Annotated in this window: 16 protein-coding genes; 10 read left to right on the top strand and 6 right to left on the bottom strand. The window is 42.5% G+C overall.

Features of this window, described 5'->3' with window-relative positions; genetic code table 11:
* Nucleotides 1–322 precede the first annotated feature (322 nt).
* The 4 genes from aroC to VZ94_RS18175 form a co-directional block, all read right to left on the bottom strand.
* Nucleotides 323–1411: a chorismate synthase gene (gene aroC, locus VZ94_RS18190; protein ID WP_045780303.1), complete on the bottom strand. Its 1089-nt coding sequence runs from the start codon at nt 1409–1411 to the stop codon at nt 323–325.
* A complete protein-coding gene (gene prmB, locus VZ94_RS18185) occupies nt 1411–2343 on the bottom strand; it encodes a 50S ribosomal protein L3 N(5)-glutamine methyltransferase (RefSeq protein ID WP_045780302.1) in 933 nt (310 codons plus the stop codon). The genes aroC and prmB overlap by 1 nt, the downstream gene beginning before the upstream one ends.
* Before the next feature lie 39 nt (nt 2344–2382).
* Entirely contained in the window at nt 2383–3192 is an 810-nt protein-coding gene (locus tag VZ94_RS23650; RefSeq protein WP_052700720.1) for a hypothetical protein, read from the bottom strand.
* A 123-nt stretch (nt 3193–3315) separates the two neighbouring features.
* Nucleotides 3316–5262 carry a TonB-dependent receptor plug domain-containing protein gene (locus VZ94_RS18175; RefSeq protein WP_192828682.1) on the bottom strand — a complete coding sequence of 649 codons (1947 nt, stop codon included), beginning with the start codon at nt 5260–5262 and terminating at the stop codon, nt 3316–3318.
* A gap of 192 nt (nt 5263–5454) precedes the next feature.
* Here VZ94_RS18175 and VZ94_RS18170 point away from each other — a divergent pair, with 192 nt between their 5' ends.
* The 3 genes from VZ94_RS18170 to VZ94_RS18160 are packed head-to-tail and all read left to right on the top strand — an operon-like array spanning nt 5455 to nt 7083.
* Nucleotides 5455–5943: a peroxiredoxin family protein gene (locus VZ94_RS18170; RefSeq protein ID WP_045780306.1), complete on the top strand. Its 489-nt coding sequence runs from the start codon at nt 5455–5457 to the stop codon at nt 5941–5943.
* Nucleotides 5944–5945: 2 nt separating this feature from the next.
* Complete coding sequence (gene hemJ / locus VZ94_RS18165) at nt 5946–6371, top strand: protoporphyrinogen oxidase HemJ (RefSeq protein WP_045780300.1); 426 nt, start codon at nt 5946–5948, stop codon at nt 6369–6371.
* A gap of 7 nt (nt 6372–6378) precedes the next feature.
* Nucleotides 6379–7083, top strand: coding sequence for a glutathione S-transferase family protein (locus tag VZ94_RS18160; RefSeq protein ID WP_045780305.1), 705 nt, complete (start codon nt 6379–6381; stop codon nt 7081–7083).
* Nucleotides 7084–7126: 43 nt separating this feature from the next.
* Here VZ94_RS18160 and lpxC read toward each other — a convergent pair whose 3' ends face one another.
* Nucleotides 7127–8041, bottom strand: coding sequence for a UDP-3-O-acyl-N-acetylglucosamine deacetylase (gene lpxC, locus VZ94_RS18155; protein WP_045780299.1), 915 nt, complete (start codon nt 8039–8041; stop codon nt 7127–7129).
* A 442-nt stretch (nt 8042–8483) separates the two neighbouring features.
* Between lpxC and zapE (VZ94_RS29605) the strand changes: the two genes are divergently transcribed.
* The 5 genes from zapE (VZ94_RS29605) to nhaD all read left to right on the top strand — a co-directional run bounded on the left by zapE (VZ94_RS29605) (nt 8484) and on the right by nhaD (nt 14172).
* Nucleotides 8484–8804, top strand: coding sequence for an AFG1/ZapE family ATPase (zapE, locus tag VZ94_RS29605; RefSeq protein ID WP_239650056.1), 321 nt, complete (start codon nt 8484–8486; stop codon nt 8802–8804).
* 7 nt (nt 8805–8811) lie between these two features.
* Complete coding sequence (zapE, locus tag VZ94_RS18150; RefSeq protein WP_239650055.1) at nt 8812–9606, top strand: cell division protein ZapE; 795 nt, start codon at nt 8812–8814, stop codon at nt 9604–9606.
* Between the two features lie 488 nt (nt 9607–10094).
* Complete coding sequence (locus tag VZ94_RS25335) at nt 10095–11381, top strand: PAS domain S-box protein (RefSeq protein WP_109867726.1); 1287 nt, start codon at nt 10095–10097, stop codon at nt 11379–11381.
* Nucleotides 11382–11406: 25 nt separating this feature from the next.
* Nucleotides 11407–12405: a methyl-accepting chemotaxis protein gene (locus VZ94_RS25330; RefSeq protein WP_109867725.1), complete on the top strand. Its 999-nt coding sequence runs from the start codon at nt 11407–11409 to the stop codon at nt 12403–12405.
* A gap of 321 nt (nt 12406–12726) precedes the next feature.
* Nucleotides 12727–14172, top strand: coding sequence for a sodium:proton antiporter NhaD (gene nhaD / locus VZ94_RS18140; protein ID WP_052700718.1), 1446 nt, complete (start codon nt 12727–12729; stop codon nt 14170–14172).
* 10 nt (nt 14173–14182) lie between these two features.
* Here the strand turns inward: nhaD and VZ94_RS18135 are convergent, their stop codons facing one another.
* Nucleotides 14183–14638 (bottom strand): ATP-dependent zinc protease family protein, encoded by a 456-nt coding sequence (locus tag VZ94_RS18135; protein WP_045780298.1) that lies wholly within the window; start codon nt 14636–14638, stop codon nt 14183–14185.
* Between the two features lie 194 nt (nt 14639–14832).
* On the opposite strand from VZ94_RS18135, the gene VZ94_RS18130 reads away from it, so the two are divergent.
* Together VZ94_RS18130 and VZ94_RS25325 are read left to right on the top strand one after the other, a co-directional pair.
* Nucleotides 14833–15096: a GIY-YIG nuclease family protein gene (locus VZ94_RS18130; RefSeq protein WP_045780297.1), complete on the top strand. Its 264-nt coding sequence runs from the start codon at nt 14833–14835 to the stop codon at nt 15094–15096.
* Nucleotides 15097–15539: 443 nt separating this feature from the next.
* Nucleotides 15540–16433: FHA domain-containing protein (locus VZ94_RS25325; RefSeq protein ID WP_045780296.1), on the top strand; the 894-nt coding region annotated here is incomplete at its 3' end.

Raw genomic sequence — 16433 nt, 5'->3', positions numbered from 1 at the left:
ACCTCTGCATATACTCTGAACGGTCAAGTTATAAAGGTGCGCACAGCGCATCATAGTTTTGCCCTCGCTCTTAATGAGCACTAAAACGGTATCTACCTAAAAACGAAAACTTGACCGTTTATCGTGTACGCCATAGCGTTTAGTAAAACCAAGCGAGTATATAAACACGTGGCTTTTTTGTCATATTGCCAACCTAGCAAGCCCAAACCAAAGTCCCATCCATGGGCCTGGATTCCGCCAATCCCTGGCGGAATGACAGAGAAAATATCCAACTGCCAATGATAAGCGGAATGAAAAAACTCGTTTTCTCATTCCAAATGCTTTATCTCAAAACCGGCAATCCCGATTGTACATGCAGATTTTGTGCTCTATGGCGTAGCACATGGTCCATTAGCACTAAGGCAACCATCGCTTCGGCAATCGGCGTGGCGCGTATACCTACACAAGGGTCGTGGCGACCCTCAGTTACAACAGTAGTTGCTTCGCCTTGTTGATTAATCGTACGCCCTGGCAAGCGCAGACTTGAGGTTGGTTTAAGAGCAATGCCGGCTTTAATCACTTGCCCAGTTGAAATTCCGCCTAAAATACCACCGGCATGATTGCTTAAAAAACCTTCGGGGGTGATTTCATCGCGAAATTGCGTGCCTTTGCTGTTGACACAGGCAAAACCATCGCCAATTTCTACAGCTTTGACTGCGTTAATACTCATGAGCGCATAAGCTAATTCAGCATCTAAGCGGTCAAAAATAGGCTCTCCTAACCCCGGCGGTACATTGCTAGCGATGACATCGATGCGCGCACCTATGGATTCGCCTTCTTTGCGTAACGCATCCATATAGCTTTCTAGCTGAGGCACTTTATCTGGGTCAGGGCAAAAAAACGGGTTGTTGTCTATGCTAGACCAATCCAGTTGTTCAATAGTAATAGGACCTAATTGCGCTAAATAACCGCGCACTTCAATACCTAATAGCTCGCGCATGTATTTTTTGGCAATACTACCTGCCGCTACCCGCATCGCGGTTTCGCGCGCCGAAGAGCGCCCACCGCCGCGATAATCGCGTATGCCGTATTTATGCTGATAAGTGTAATCGGCATGTCCTGGCCTAAAGGTTTCGGCGATTTTGGTGTAATCTTTGGAGCGTTGATCGGTGTTTTCAATTAACAAGCCAATCGGTGTGCCTGTGGTTACACCATTAAACACGCCGGATAAGATTTTTACTTCGTCGGCTTCGCGGCGTTGCGTAGTATGACGCGATGTGCCAGGCTTACGTCTGTCTAAATCCTGTTGAATATCGGCTTCAGTTAATGCCAATCCAGGTGGGCAACCGTCAACAATACAGCCTAAAGCGGGGCCGTGGCTTTCACCAAATGTCGTGACGGTAAATAATTTTCCTATCGTATTTCCTGACATTATTTCAGCGCCGCAATAAATAATTGATGATGGTAATTGACTTGTTCTGCCGTTAATAAAAATACGCCATCGCCGCCCCGTTCAAATTCTAACCAGTAAAACGGTACCTCGGGAAACGTGTCTTGTAGCGTTTCTGCGCTACTGCCGACTTCAATAATTAAAATACCTTTTTCAGTTAAGTAATTATCAGCATCAGCAAGAATTCTTATTACCACATCCAAACCCGTTTCACCCGCTTTCAAGGCAATTTCAGGCTCAGCGTGAAATTCTGCCGGTAAATGCGTCCATTCTTCTATGGCTACATAAGGCGGGTTACTCACAATAATGTCATAACGGTGTTCTGGCAGTTCTTCAAATAAATCCGAATGATATAAAGTCACTGCGTCTTCTAAATGATGGCGTCTAACGTTTTTCTCCGCTACTATCATCGCGTCTTTAGAGATTTCCACCGCATCGACATACGCATCCGGAAATTCGTAAGCGCAAGCAATCGCAATACAGGCGCTACCCGTGCATAAATCTAAAATACTTTGCACATCTTCAGGCACTACCCACGGCGCAAAACGCTGCTCAATAAGTTCAGCAATCGGTGAGCGTGGCACTAATACGCGTTCATCCACATAAAACGATAAACCTGCGAACATGGCTTCATGGGTTAAATAAGCAACCGGTACGCGATTGCTAATCCGTTTATCGACCATATCAATGACATTTTGGCGCTCATCGAGGCTCAACGTAGCATTTAAATAAGCATCTGATAAATCATAAGGCTGATAAATAGTATGTAAAACCAGCGCCGCAGCCTCATCTAATGCGGTTAGCGTACCCTGTCCGAAGCTGACATTGGCTTCGGTAAAACGGCTAGCTGCCCAGCGTATGTAATCGCGGATAGTCGATAGCGTGGTTAATACTTCTGATGGAGTGGTTGTCATAAAAATAAAAGGTATAGTTTAGAAAAAGTGTTGGTTTACTTAAAAAGCATCGGCTTTGGCTTTAGCTTCTTTAGCACCGTCGAAATTCTTTTGCAGCTCTCTCGCTTTTGCAATTAATAACCAGCTATGTTTTTTCAACTGAGTATCATTTGCTGCCAATAAGGCGGATTTTTTCGCCAAATCTTCGGCTAAGCGAGGCTTAGATTCTTTTAGTCTGAGTACGGCTAACTGGTAATAAAGTGTGGCATTCCTGGGTTCTATGCGTATTGCGCGTTCTATCGTTGTGCTGGCCGATTGTAGATTGCCACTTTGCGTACTTTGATTCGCTGCGACGACTAAAGCTGTCACGGCCGGGGATAATGGCGCAAACTCGGTCAACGGTGAAAAAGGCGCTTGTTCAGGCTTGGCAACAGGTTGTTCCGTCGGCGATTCTAATGCAGGTGCTGGCAATGACGGTGAGCTAGTAACTGGTGTTGTGGCTTGCTCACCCGCACTAGGCACGGGTGTTTGACCTTCAACACTAGGAGCATTAGCCGCTTTTTCTAACGCTGCTAATTCTTGCTCTTGCTCGGGTGTTAATAAAGGATTAGCCGCCTCTGTCACCGGCTCGGGTGCTATCTCTACCGTAGCAGGTTCTGCGGCTTCAGGCAATGGTTTAATGGCTACGATTTCATCGGGTATTTGTACCGGCTTAACGACTTCTGGAATAGGCTCTAATTCAGGTTCAATTTTAGTCACCGGCGCTTTACGCTGATAAACAGGCGCCGGCTCATGCGGCGTCAACCATTCAGCACAACCCGTCAAGATTAGAGTGTAAGCAATAAAAAACAAAAAACGCAATATCATCATCGTACTAGCCTATAAAGTCTATTGGCAATGGGGGCGCGATTATAATCAGCCAATCCCACCTGCGCTATAGTCTAAACAGTATTTTTATTCGGTTAAACTTAAATCCACCGTCCGTTGTATTAATTAAAAATGATAGCTAAACCAAAGCCTAAAATTACGACCGTCTTGAGTGATTAGGTTAGCTTGAGTTTCGTCACCGGCTGGCTGCTGGTAATGTTCATCCAATAGATTATAAATCGATGCCGACATGTCTAAATGCGGGACTAATTTGGTTGCCGTCAAGGTTAAATTAAATACCTGATAAGCTTGGGAGCGGTTAAAATTTTTAGCTTTACGCCCATCGTAATATTGCCACTCGCCGCCTAGCAACAGTTGCTCATGATAAAACGGCATAGAGAAATTCAACTTAGCGAGGTTGAGTGGTGAATTTTCCATAACGCGTTGTGTACTCGCTTCTCTGGCTTCGCTATAACCATAACTGCCTCGTAAACGCATACCATTATCCCAAAGATAATCCGCTTCTAACTCAAATCCATTCATCTCAAACGAACCGGCATTAATGTATTGTAATAAATCGTCGCGAGGATCGAGTGCTTGTTGAATTAAGTTATTAATAGTGTTATGAAATCCCGTTGTGATTAAACGTAAATTCGCCATCGGTTGGTATTCAAGCACTGCTTCAAAAGATTCGGTTTTTTCTGGGCCTAAATACTCAGAAATTTTTTCCGCATCAGAGCGCCAAAAACGCTCGTATAGATTAGGCGCTCTATACGCTGTCCCATACAAAAATTTAACCGCTAACGTTGATTCAGGTTGTACGATTAACGCAAGTCTAGGATTAACCGTGTCACCAAAGACTGAATAGTGATCAAAGCGCACACCGGCATTGAGCGTAAAATAGTTCAGAAAAGAAACATTATCTTGCAGATAAAAGCCATAGCGTTCACTAACAACAGTTTCATCGGTAAAACAGAAATACGGTTGTTGGTCAAAGTTGGCTAATAATACTGAAAAATTGTTTTGATATTCACTACCCATAACCAATTTATGACCGGCAACATCAGCGACCACTTGAAATTCAGTGCCTACCCAATCCGCACGCTGTTTATCAAAATTTTTAACACCGTCATAGTGGTATAGTGCATCAAATTGATACGAACCATAAAATATTCGGCTAGTGATATTAATGGTTTTGCTTAAACTGTCTTCATAACGTAGTTCAAACACCGCATTTTTATCAATCGTGTATTGTGTAGTATTAAAATCAGCGTCGAAAATAGCGCTTGGTACATATTTTTTACGATTAGCAAACGCACCTTCCAGCGTCCATCCTTGATACGTCAATTTGCCAAAATAACGTTCTGCTTTATCGCCATCTAAATTTTCAGCGACACCCATACTCGTGCCGTTATTAAATTCAGGAAAATATAAGCGCTGATGACCATCATTACGATAACGAGATGCCGAGGCATACGCAGCTAAGCCATTATCAAATTGCCTACTAACGGTTACTTTTTCTCTATCAGCCCCATAATCACCAAAACCACCAGCCACACTCAGATGCGTCTGCTCACTGCTTGATTTAGTAATAATATTCATCACGCCTTGTACAGCGTTGCTACCATAAATCGACGAGCCAGAACCAGGCACAAACTCAATGCGTTCAATATCTTCCATATCGATTAAACCGTCAGTACCGATAAACGCTTGGTCATAAATTGAGTCATTAATCCTGCGTCCATCTAGCATTAACAATAACCTAGAATTGTAATCTCCTGAACGACCAAAACCCCGACTACCAAAATAGTCATAGACTCGGTCATAAGAGGTATAGATACCGCGAATGCTACGCATAGCCTCTGCTAAGGTTCGATAACCATAGGTTTTAATATCATTAGCCGTGATGACCGTTACCGCCGACGGGGCTGTAAGTTTGGTCTGGGAGAATTTTGAGGCCGTCACAACTTCTACATTAAGCAGCTCTTCAATATCCATATCCACGACTTGTTCATCATCCAACGCAGCTAACCGTTGTGACCATAAAGCGAGTATCAGAAATACCCCGCACACTGTTGTAAAGCGGCAAGAGTGCTTATAGATAGGTTGCTTTAAACAAGACACGAATGAAAATCTGAGCAGAAATACTGAAAACAGTATTTTACCTAATTTCATCAATTTAACACGCTTTTACTACGGTTTAATTTGCCTCTGGTAAAATGGCCTCTTTCAGTATTTTATCTGCTAAGCAACTTTATGAATTTAATGAAAAAAATTGCTCTTTATTCGATACTACTAGGGTTGCTATTTTCGGGCCTATTATTTGTTAACAACGCGAATCAAGCGCCTGAGCAAGTCTTTACGAGTATTACCGGTCAGAAAATTGACTTAAGCGCTTGGCATGGTAAACCCGTGTTAATCACATTTTGGGCAACCGATTGCCCAGCTTGTCTACAAGAAATACCTGAATTAAAAGCCGTTTACCAGCAACAACATGAACAAGGTTTAGAAATACTGGCGATTGCCATGTATTATGACCCGCCTAGCCATGTGGTGGCGATGACGCAAGAAAAACAGCTACCCTACCCTGTGGCATTAGATATAAACGGCGCCCATGCCCAAGCTTTTGGTACGGTTTTGCAAATACCCGCAACTTTCTTGATAACGCCTGAGGGAAAAATTGCCAAACATTATTTGGGCAAAGTCACTAGACAACAACTGATAGACGATATTCAACCTCTAATACAAGGATAATTATGCTGTGGTTAAAAGCGTTGCATTTAATTTTTATGGTCACCTGGTTTGCTGGGTTATTTTATTTGCCTAGGTTATTTGTTTATCACGCGATGAGTAGTGATGAAACTAGCCTGGAGCGGTTTAAAATCATGGAGCGCAAGCTTTATTTTGGCATTATGACACCGGGTATGGTGTTAACGTGGGTGTTTGGCGTGTGGATGTTATTTGCGTATGCCTGGCCGCTCTACAGCCATAGCGGTTGGTTACATGCTAAGTTAACGTTACTGGTGTTATTAACGGTTTACCATGTCTGGTGTGGTCGCTGGTTGTTCGCGTTTAAGCACGATAACAATAGCCATAGCCATGTTTATTATCGTTGGATGAATGAAGTACCGGTTCTGTTTTTATTAGCCATTGTGATTCTCGCCGTGATTAAGCCGTTTTAGATTGCTTATGCTGAGCTTATACCAATTCCCCCATTCGCATTATTGTGAAAAAGTACGTTGGGCCTTAGCATACAAGAAGCTAGCGCATAACGTGATTAATTTATTGCCCGGCGTGCATTCATTAACGACGCGTAAATTCTCCTCATCATCAAGCCTGCCGATTTTGCTACATGATGGCCAGGTTGTGCAAAACTCCGCTGATATTATCTCTTATCTGGATGAGCATTTTCCCGACCAGATGCTCACACCGAGCAATGCTGCTGATAAACAAGTCGCCCTCGCTTGGGAAGCTTTTGCTGATAAGTCTATTGGTATTCCGGTACGCATTCTGTGCTACCACACGTTGCTGCAACACCCTGACCTATTAATTCCTATGATGGCTGAGAAAGGTCCTTGGTATAGTCGTTTTTTACTCAAACTCATGTATCCCAAACTGGATATTAAGATGCGTGAGCTGATGGGGATTAACGAGGCTAGCGCGCAAACGGCACTCATAGAACTCGATGCCGCATTAGCCAAACTAACGCAAGCACACACTGCCTCGCGTTTTTTAGTAGGTGGGCAATTTAGCCGAGCCGATTTATCGGTTGCAGCATTATTATCACCTTTATGTAAAACCATCACCTATCCTGAGCCGCTAAATACCCTCATTAGCCAACGTTCTAACGCGTTGGCTTTTGTCTATGATGATTACCGCGATTATCGACTGTAACGGATAAAGGGTTTAACCACCTTCATCCAGTCCGATTAAAACTTTATTTAGATGCTTGCGCTGAGCGCATAAACGAAATCGGCGCATCTTTTTCTTCATCGAAAGTAACCATTTCCCAGGCATCGCTATCATCTAAGAGTTTACGCAATAATTTATTGTTTAAACCATGACCTGACTTATAGCCGGTAAATTCACCAATTAAACTATGACCTAACAAATATAAGTCACCGATAGCATCCAGAATCTTGTGTTTAACAAACTCATCAGCACAGCGTAAACCGTCTTCATTCAATATCTTACTGTCATCGACGACAATCGCGTTATCTAAACTGCCGCCTAACGCTAAGTTGTTTTGTCTGAGCATATCTATGTCTTTCATAAAACCAAAGGTACGCGCACGGCTGACTTCTTTTACAAACGTCGTTGAAGAAAAATTCATCGTCGCTGTTTTTACGTCTTCTTCAAAAGCGGGATGCTCAAAGTCAATCGTAAACGAGACTTTAAAACCATCAAATGGCTCAAAGGCGGCCCATTTATCGCCTTCTTCTACGCGCACACTGCGTTTGATACGAATATATTGTTTAGGGCTGTCTTGCTCTTCGACACCCGCTGATTGCAGCAAGAACACAAACGGCCCGGCGCTACCATCCATAATAGGCACTTCTGCCGCGCTGACATCGATAATCGCGTTATCGATACCTAAACCGGCAAATGCCGATAATAAATGCTCAATCGTTGAAATTTTGACATCACCAGACACCAGTGTCGTCGATAACACGGTTTCGCCTACATTGCGAGGATGCGCTTGAATAGTGACTGGCTCGGCTAAATCGACACGGCGAAATCTAATACCGGTATTCGGTTCTGCAGGCCTTAAGGTTAGATAAACTTTTTCACCGGTGTGTAAACCTACGCCCGTAGCCCTAATCGTATTTTTTAAAGTTCGCTGTTTAATCATAATGTTGAATGGTTAGCCTTAATCTACAAGGATGTGGTGAATGCAGAAAACGCAGGAGCAGTTTTCTGCAATCCTAAAATAAAGACAAAAATGCTATCACATCTACACGAATTTCAGAACTTAAGGCTAAGTTATACTCTGAACGGTCTCGTTCGGTATCCTGTGTTGCTATAGCTGTAGGGTGCGCTGTGCGCACCTTTTTTCATTGATTTTTAAATGATGTTATAAAGGTGCATACAGCGGCACCCTACCCACCTAAAAACCGAATGTGACCGTTTGAAGTATATGTGATAGTACTGTCAACAACCAATATACACATCATCAACTAAGTATGCATAGTTTGAAACAATAAATAATGCTAATTTAACGCTCTTTTAACATTCTCTCGGCCTGGATGTTTTATCGACACACGCCACTTATGCTAAGCCCGTTTTCTCAGCCTATGCAAACGTCTGCGCGCGCGTCTAACTCAGAGCTGTCAGGCTTATTAGAGCAACGCTATCGGGCGTTAATCGCTAAAACCAACCTGCAATTCGACCCTGCTCAACATCAAGCGACCCAGTTACTGCAAACCTTAATGGAACGGCTGTGCTACCGGTTAAATTATCAGCGCTTAACTTTTAGCCAAAAATTACGCGCAGCTAAACCCGAACCCTGCCCAAGTTTATATTTATTCGGGGATGTAGGCCGTGGTAAATCAATGTTAATGACATTATTTTATGAAGCCTGTCCCATCGATAAAAAACGTCGGGTTCACTTTTAGTATTTTCATGCTAGAAGTCCACGCGTTCATTCATCAATGCCAACAACAAGGCCAAGTCGATGCGATTCCTCTACTCGCCGAAAAAATAAAACAAGACTTAAACTTACTGTGTTTTGATGAGTTTCATATCACCGATATTGCCGATGCGATGATTTTAGGTCGGCTCTTCAGTCAATTATTTGAACTCGGTGTCGTCGTCGTGATGACATCCAATCGACATCCGAAAGACTTGTATCAAGGTGGCTTATTACGGGAACAGTTTTTATTTTTTATCAAAGTATTACAAGGTTCAGCACAAATTGTTGAACTGGTCGCCGATAAAGACTACCGCCTAGACCGCCAGCCTGCTGAACAAAGCTGTTATTATTATCCGCTAGCCCCTTCAGCTGAACAGTTTGCGTTAACTTGGTTTGCTAAACTGACTAATAATGCCGAACTCACGCCAGGATTTTTAACGGTGTTTGGTCGCCGCATTGCGCTAACCGCCGTACACAATAAAGTCGCATTAACTAGCTTCGATGTTTTATGTGTCGATGCGTTAGGTTCTGCCGATTATTTAGCCCTAACCCAGCAATTCGATTATTTAATCGTAACTAACATCCCCAAACTCACCGCCGATAAACGTAACGAAGCCAAACGCTTAGTCACGTTAATTGATGTGTTATACGAGCATAAGATTAAATTGATTTGCACCGCCGAAGTTAGCGCCTTCGATTTATACCTAGAAGGTGACGGCGCATTTGAATTTAGACGCACTGTGTCACGTTTAATTGAAATGCAATCGCGGGATTATTTTGGCTAACGTTTGACGAGTAGTTTTACCTAACTAAATAATAAAATTAAAAGCCTATCTCCAACAGATTTAATACTTAACGAACCTAAGCTCTCATAAATATAGCAACCAGCACAACAAGACTTAAGATGATAAGGCATAACGCGCCACCATCCTCTTTGAGTCATTTCAGAAAGCGACTATCAGCCTTAGATAAGCCATTAATAACAGGCAAAGTCTATCCATAAGCAAAAGCTATTTCAGTATTTTCAGACCGCGATTTGTCCGAAATAACAGTATTTTTTTTAAGGTAAAAGCTCGTTAGAACGATCAACACTTAGCTATAATTAAACTTTAATCAGTTATACCGAAACTTATTTTTTCAAATCGTCTGCATAACCTGTATAAAAACAATCCACCTGCCCCGTTAAATTAAAAGGGATTAGTTGCTATGCAAAAGCCTTTTATTTTTGAATATATTGTGTCTATTGTCAGACTAATACCATCTGGAGCCAATAATGAAAATAAACCTGCCAGTCACCGATAAAGAAATACTGATGCAAAAAGGTGAAATACTGCTTAGTCGCACCGATTTGAAAGGACGAATCACCTATGTCAACGATGCATTTGTAAAAATCAGCGGCTTTACAAGAGACGAGCTTATAGGCGCAAATCATAATATTGTTCGCCATCCAGATATGCCAGCATCAGCCTATGAGGATTTATGGCATAACCTTAAACAAGGCAGACCTTGGACAGCGCCTGTTAAAAATAGAACAAAATCGGGCGATTTTTACTGGGTTGAAGCTAACGTTGTGCCGATATTTGAAAATGGCCAAGCAAAAGAATATTTGTCAGTACGTTATCCACCGGCAAGAGAACAAGTTAACAATGCCGAGAAGCTATATAAACTAATCAACGAAAATAAAGCGACTTTAAAACCGACAGGGTTTAAAGCCTTCTTAAAAAATATCCATGAAACTGATATAACCAAAAAAACGGCTTTTGGTTTAAGTTTGCTATTAGGATTAGTTTGTTTACTCGTTTATCGATTATCGTTATCACAGGAATATGGCCTGATAACTTTCGCTTTAGCATTAACCCTCATCGCCGTAGCTGTCATTAGTAGCATCATACATGACGTTATTCAAAAGCTTGAAAAATGCATTTTCTCGATTTACTGCATCGCTGAAGGGAAATATAAAAACCGCTTTGACCTAGACAGAAATGATCAAATTGGTGACTTGTTGCGGGGCATTTACACTATGCAAGTCAACTTTAACTCGCACTTAGCTGAAACACGGCAAACTGCCGCCGATGCACAGCGATTAAATCAAGCGTTAGATAATACTAACTCAGGTGTGATGGTTGCCGATGCAAATTTCAATATCATGTATATGAATAATGCGATTAAAAAGTTATTCAAATCTGCTGAACAGGATATTCGTCAACAAATTCCAAACTTTAGCGCTGATAAATTGATTGGCAGCAGCATTGATTTCTTCCATAAAAACCCAAACCATCAACGGCAAATGCTAGACCAATTAACTCATTCTATCAGCACTGAATTCGTCATAGGCGGACACACCATGAGAGTCGTCGCAAGCCCTGTCATTGATGCATCTAACGAACGAATTGGCTTTGTCGCAGAATGGTTAGACCGAACGGCCGAAGTAACGATTGAGCAAGAAATTAACCAAGTTGTTTCGGCAGCCGTATCAGGCGATTTTAGCCAAAGAATCAGTGAACATAACAAGCAAGATTTTTTCCTAAGTTTAGGTAAAAAATATCAATCAATTACTTGATACCAGCGATACAGGCCTTAACGAAGTGGTCAGAGTGCTAAAAGCACTGGCTAAAGGCGATTTAACCGAAAAAATAACCAATAACTATACCGGTACTTTTGGCGTGCTAAAAGATGATTCAAACACGACGGTAGATAAGCTCAAAGAGTTGATATATCAAATCTTAGAGTCTAGTGATGCGATTCATGTAGCGGCTAGAGAAATAGCATCGGGCAATAATGATTTGTCGCATAGAACTGAACAACAAGCCGCCAGCTTGGAACAAACCGCAGCGAGTATGGAAGAACTCACGTCAACAGTTAAAGCGAATACTCAAAGCGCTAATCAGGCTAGTGAGTTGGCGATAGAAGCATCAGCCATTGCCAGCCAAGGCGTTAGCGTAGTCAATCAAGTTTCAACGACGATGGAAGACATTAACCATGCGTCCTTTAAAATTAGCGATATTATCGCTGTGATTGACGATATCGCTTTTCAAACCAACATCTTAGCGCTGAATGCAGCAGTCGAAGCGGCTAGAGCTGGTGATAAGGGCAAAGGTTTTGCTGTCGTTGCGATTGAAGTGCGTAATCTTGCTCAACGTGCAGCGAAAGCGGCAGGCGAAATTAAGGATTTAATTCATAACTCTGTTGATAAAGTTCAACAAGGCTCAAGGCTTGTAACCGATGCAAGACAGACTATGGAAGAAATTGCTACTTCAATCAGAAATGTAACAGCCATTATGGCTGAAATAGCAGCCGCCTCAACCGAACAAAGCGCTGGTATTGAACAAATTAATCAAGCCATTTCACAAATGGACACAATGACTCAACAAAATGCTGCGTTAGTCGAACAAGCCTCGGCAGCAGCAGAATCGATGGAAGAGCAAGTACAAACCTTATCAAAAACTGTCGCTTACTTTCAATTAAATCATGGTAAACCTGCATTTTCGCAAAGCCATGCGGCACCACAAACGAGTAAAGTCGCTATCGCTAAACCTATTCCAGCGATAACCGCTATTCAAAATGACGAATGGGAAGAGTTTTAATAACACTCCCGTTTTAAAACTCCAGAGCATGGTGTACCCGGCTCTAGTTTTCGGCTTTTACAGCTCGCTACGCGTACCTTTTTTATTGATTTAGTACGATTTTATAATGGTACGGACAGCGTACTCTACTCAAAAAAAACAGAAAATATGAACGTTCACAGTCTATATGGCTAGCAAAATAACTGGAAGTACACCCTGCAATAGTTTTCAGCGACAACAGACATGTCACACTTTGCAGCGCTAGCCCATATTTTTGTAGCCCTACGCCACGGTTTACAGTAAAGTGTTTGCTTACTGATTTTCTAGGTTTTATAGACTGTGATGAATATTCGTTTTTTCGCTTTGCTGCTTTTATCGTCATTATCGCTGTGTTTACCCTCTTTCGTATTAGCCGAACCCTCTGTTAACGCTGCAAGAAAACCTCTCGATTTAACCCAACACTGGGTAGGTTATGTTGCTATTGCCATTTTTAGTATTGCTTACATACTCGCAATGCTAGAAGAAGTCACAGAGCTGCGAAAGTCAAAACCTATGGTACTCGCCGCAAGCTTAATTTGGATTGCAATAGCGCTCATTTATGCTAACGGCAACATCAGTGAAACGGCGTCACATTCGTTTAGAACCGCTCTCGAAGGCTTTGCCGAATTGTTTTTATTTATTATGGTGTCTATGGCGTACTTAAATGCTATGGAAGACCGGGGTATTTTTGAGAACTTACGCATTTGGCTATTAAGCAAAAGTTTTAGTTACCGACAATTGTTTTGGATTACCGGGGTCATGTCATTTTGGCTATCATCGGTCTGCAATAACCTAACCACCGCTTTGTTAATGGGCGCGGTGGTCATGGCGGTAGGTAAAGATAATAAACGCTTTGTCACCACGGCCTGCGTTAATATCGTCGTCGCTACCAATGCTGGTGGCTCATTTAGCCCGTTTGGCGATATTACTACGCTACTGGTATGGCAGAAAGGCCAAGTGCCTTTTGCTAGCTTTTACTCGCTGTTAGTACCTGCTATCGTCAATTTTGCATTACCGGCAGCGCTAATGCATTATTTTGTTCCCAAAGCACAACCAGCCGCCTCAAACGAAAAACCTGCCATGAAGCGCGGTGCCGTAACTATCATTGTATTGTTTTTATTAACCATTATTACTGCGGTAGCCTTTGAAAACTTTCTCGATTTACCGCCCGCCGCCGGTATGTTAATGGGTTTAACTTATTTGAAATTCTTTAGTTATTACCTACAACAAACGGTAGGTAAAACCAATGAGCAACATAGCGTGTTAAAGTCAGATGCGATGGATATGCCCAAATTAGCAGACAATCAATCATTTGATGTCTTTGAAAAAGTCGCTCAACTCGAATGGGATACCTTATTATTTTTCTACGGCGTCATGATGAGCGTCGCTGGGCTTAGTTTCATTGGTTACCTGAACTTCGCCTCCGAATTTTTATACGGCAAAATCGACCCTACCATCGCTAATATTTTAGTCGGCATTTTCTCGGCGTTTATTGATAACGGTACGATTATGTACGCCGTATTAACCATGGACCCGAACATCTCGCAAGGGCAATGGCTATTGGTAACCTTAACGGCGGGTGTAGGCGGTAGTTTATTAGCGATTGGCTCAGCCGCCGGAGTAGGCTTAATGGGACAAGCCAAAGGCATTTATACCTTTAGCTCGCATTTAAAATGGATGCCGGTGATTTTAATCGGATATTTTGGCAGTATTGGCGCGCATTTTTTGCTGAATAGTCGTTTTTTTTAATTTACAAAGCTCAACCAGAGTAACACGACGGTTGAGCTTTGCCTTGTAAATAGGAAGCGAGCGGGTCTACATGAAAGCGATTATTCATTGCAGTCCGACCTAGTAACATTCTAAATAACATATTATCGCGATTCGTTAACGTCATCTCCGCCTGAAATACCTGTTGTCCAAGCACAATAGGTGTTTCTATCACATAGCGCAGTTGCCTATGCCCGCCTGAATCAGACACCATGCGTTGATCTTTAACCAATGCATGGCATTCAACCACAGTATGGGTATTACGCTGCATAGGGTGTACCGCAAACATAACCCACGCTTGTCCATTTTGTTGATAAGGCTCTATAGTAAACGCATGAATCGTCGAACTACGCGCGCCGGTATCGATTTTAGCTTTAATTAACGGGATATTTAATGCAGGTAACGCTACCCACTCACGCCAGCCTAATAAAGGTTTAGCTGTTGTCATTGTTCACCTTGTCTTATGTTTGTTTCAATCCACACCCGATCTCATCCGTCAAGTGACACCCGCCGACGGATAGAGGCCGGTGGATTGTCCCCCCCCCATAAACCGGGAAATTGCTGAGAAGGATAACGAGGCTCGCGTATCGTTGTCAAAATATACCCCCTGAGAGGGGAGTTTCAGACCCGCAAGGAAATCTGATGAATTGGTCGGTTTACATTATTTTATGCACAGATGGCAGTCTTTATACCGGCGTTACCACCGATATGTCCAGACGTTATCAACAACACACTCAAGGCAAAGGGGCAAAATATTTTTATGGGCGAAAACCTAAGGAATTAGTTTTCTTAGAAAATGGGCATAGCAAACGCACGGCTTGCCAACGTGAGGCAGCAATAAAAAAATTACCAAAACTTAAAAAGCTTGAATTGATTGATTTAGCGAAACCACTAGAATTCAAGTAGTCCCAGAATGACGCAGAAAATAAGCAAAAAAAAACGGCTCATATAGAGCCGTTGAGAGAAGGATTTGAACTCTAAGTGTCCTTGGAGGGAGCATTGCATCTCAAGAGTTGAGTCTATCTTAGCGTTACGATGCGGCACTGACTATGTGACACATTGTCGCGTGACAGATTGTCGCATCCCACCCACCTGCCCACAGTTAAGCCATTTTGAAGTACAAAGCTTACTTTGTACGGTATTTAAACCTGTGCAAGGCAAGCCTTGCACTCCGATAATCGGATGTTTAGAGCTACCTGCCACCCAAGTTTTATACCGCCCCATATTGAGCCGGTTTATGATGCGCTAAGCATTTCTGGTGTACTATAAACTCACTTTACCGGCCCAGACTGGGTTAAAATCAGAAAAATGCTGAGCGCTAACAACATCAATCAACAAAGGGGAATGGTATGCAAAAAATTATTATTAAACACATGGCAGGCTCAAAATCGAATCAAACAGAAACGTTTGAGTTACCGATAAAAGAATTGGTTTTTGGCCGTGAAAGCTCATGCCAAATCGTGTTCGACCCTGAAAAAGACGACTTAGTTAGCCGTTTTCATTGCAAAATCACGGTACAAAACGATAACGAATTTTTACTGACGGACTTAAATAGCCGTAACAAAACCTTTGTCAATCAAAAAGAAATTACTGCCCCTACCCTACTTAAGGTAGGCGATAGCGTGCAACTTGGTAAAGGCGGTGCGCAATTCACCTTTGATTTAGACCCTAGACCACAAACAGCCGCTAAAGAAACGCGAATCGGAGAAGCATTTTCATCGGCAGGTGCAACGAGAGAACATAGAGTCGAGCCGAGTTTTGCTGACACCAGCGCAGCGACCAACGAACAACCGGCTAAATCTGGCATTGGCAAAAACACCGCGATGCACATGATTCATGAAGCCGAAAACCAAACCCGTAAAAAAATGCTTAATTATGGGGCCGGTATTATTGGCTTAATCTTACTCATATCGGGAATTTTTGTTTACACCACTAACCAAGATAAAGCGGAGCTTCAACAAGTCGTCGCAACGAAAACGCAGGAAGTTGCGACTAAGACCGAAGAAGTCGCCGCCAAAACAGAAGAACAAAACGCTATTATTGCTAATCAACGCGCGGTCATCGAAGATTTAACGGCTAAACAGGGCATGAACTCGGCCGAGATTTTCAAAAACTACGGTAACTCAACGGTATTAATCGAAACCAGTTGGAAACTCGTTCATGTGCCTACCGGCAAACAAGTGTTTCAAAAATTTGCTTGTGTAGAGCAAAAAARAAGGCAAAATGTGCCACCAAAAAAAAAA

It is taken from the genome of Methylocucumis oryzae, assembly GCF_000963695.1.
GTDB lineage: Bacteria > Pseudomonadota > Gammaproteobacteria > Methylococcales > Methylomonadaceae > Methylovulum > Methylovulum oryzae.
Note: the sequence above shows the minus strand (reverse complement) of the source record. Positions and strands in the feature narration are given on the sequence as shown.

What these genes read in the sequence shown, in the direction of transcription:
- VZ94_RS18160 (WP_045780305.1), top strand. Translation starts at nt 6,379, where the DNA reads ATGCTGAGCTTATACCAATTCCCCCATTCGCATTATTGTGAAAAAGTA.
- zapE (WP_239650055.1), top strand. Translation starts at nt 8,812, where the DNA reads ATGCTAGAAGTCCACGCGTTCATTCATCAATGCCAACAACAAGGCCAA.
- prmB (WP_045780302.1), bottom strand. Translation starts at nt 2,343, where the DNA reads ATGACAACCACTCCATCAGAAGTATTAACCACGCTATCGACTATCCGC.
- lpxC (WP_045780299.1), bottom strand. Translation starts at nt 8,041, where the DNA reads ATGATTAAACAGCGAACTTTAAAAAATACGATTAGGGCTACGGGCGTA.
- VZ94_RS23650 (WP_052700720.1), bottom strand. Translation starts at nt 3,192, where the DNA reads ATGATGATATTGCGTTTTTTGTTTTTTATTGCTTACACTCTAATCTTG.
- VZ94_RS18170 (WP_045780306.1), top strand. Translation starts at nt 5,455, where the DNA reads ATGAAAAAAATTGCTCTTTATTCGATACTACTAGGGTTGCTATTTTCG.
- nhaD (WP_052700718.1), top strand. Translation starts at nt 12,727, where the DNA reads ATGAATATTCGTTTTTTCGCTTTGCTGCTTTTATCGTCATTATCGCTG.
- hemJ (WP_045780300.1), top strand. Translation starts at nt 5,946, where the DNA reads ATGCTGTGGTTAAAAGCGTTGCATTTAATTTTTATGGTCACCTGGTTT.
- VZ94_RS18135 (WP_045780298.1), bottom strand. Translation starts at nt 14,638, where the DNA reads ATGACAACAGCTAAACCTTTATTAGGCTGGCGTGAGTGGGTAGCGTTA.
- VZ94_RS25335 (WP_109867726.1), top strand. Translation starts at nt 10,095, where the DNA reads ATGAAAATAAACCTGCCAGTCACCGATAAAGAAATACTGATGCAAAAA.
- VZ94_RS18130 (WP_045780297.1), top strand. Translation starts at nt 14,833, where the DNA reads ATGAATTGGTCGGTTTACATTATTTTATGCACAGATGGCAGTCTTTAT.
- aroC (WP_045780303.1), bottom strand. Translation starts at nt 1,411, where the DNA reads ATGTCAGGAAATACGATAGGAAAATTATTTACCGTCACGACATTTGGT.
- zapE (WP_239650056.1), top strand. Translation starts at nt 8,484, where the DNA reads ATGCAAACGTCTGCGCGCGCGTCTAACTCAGAGCTGTCAGGCTTATTA.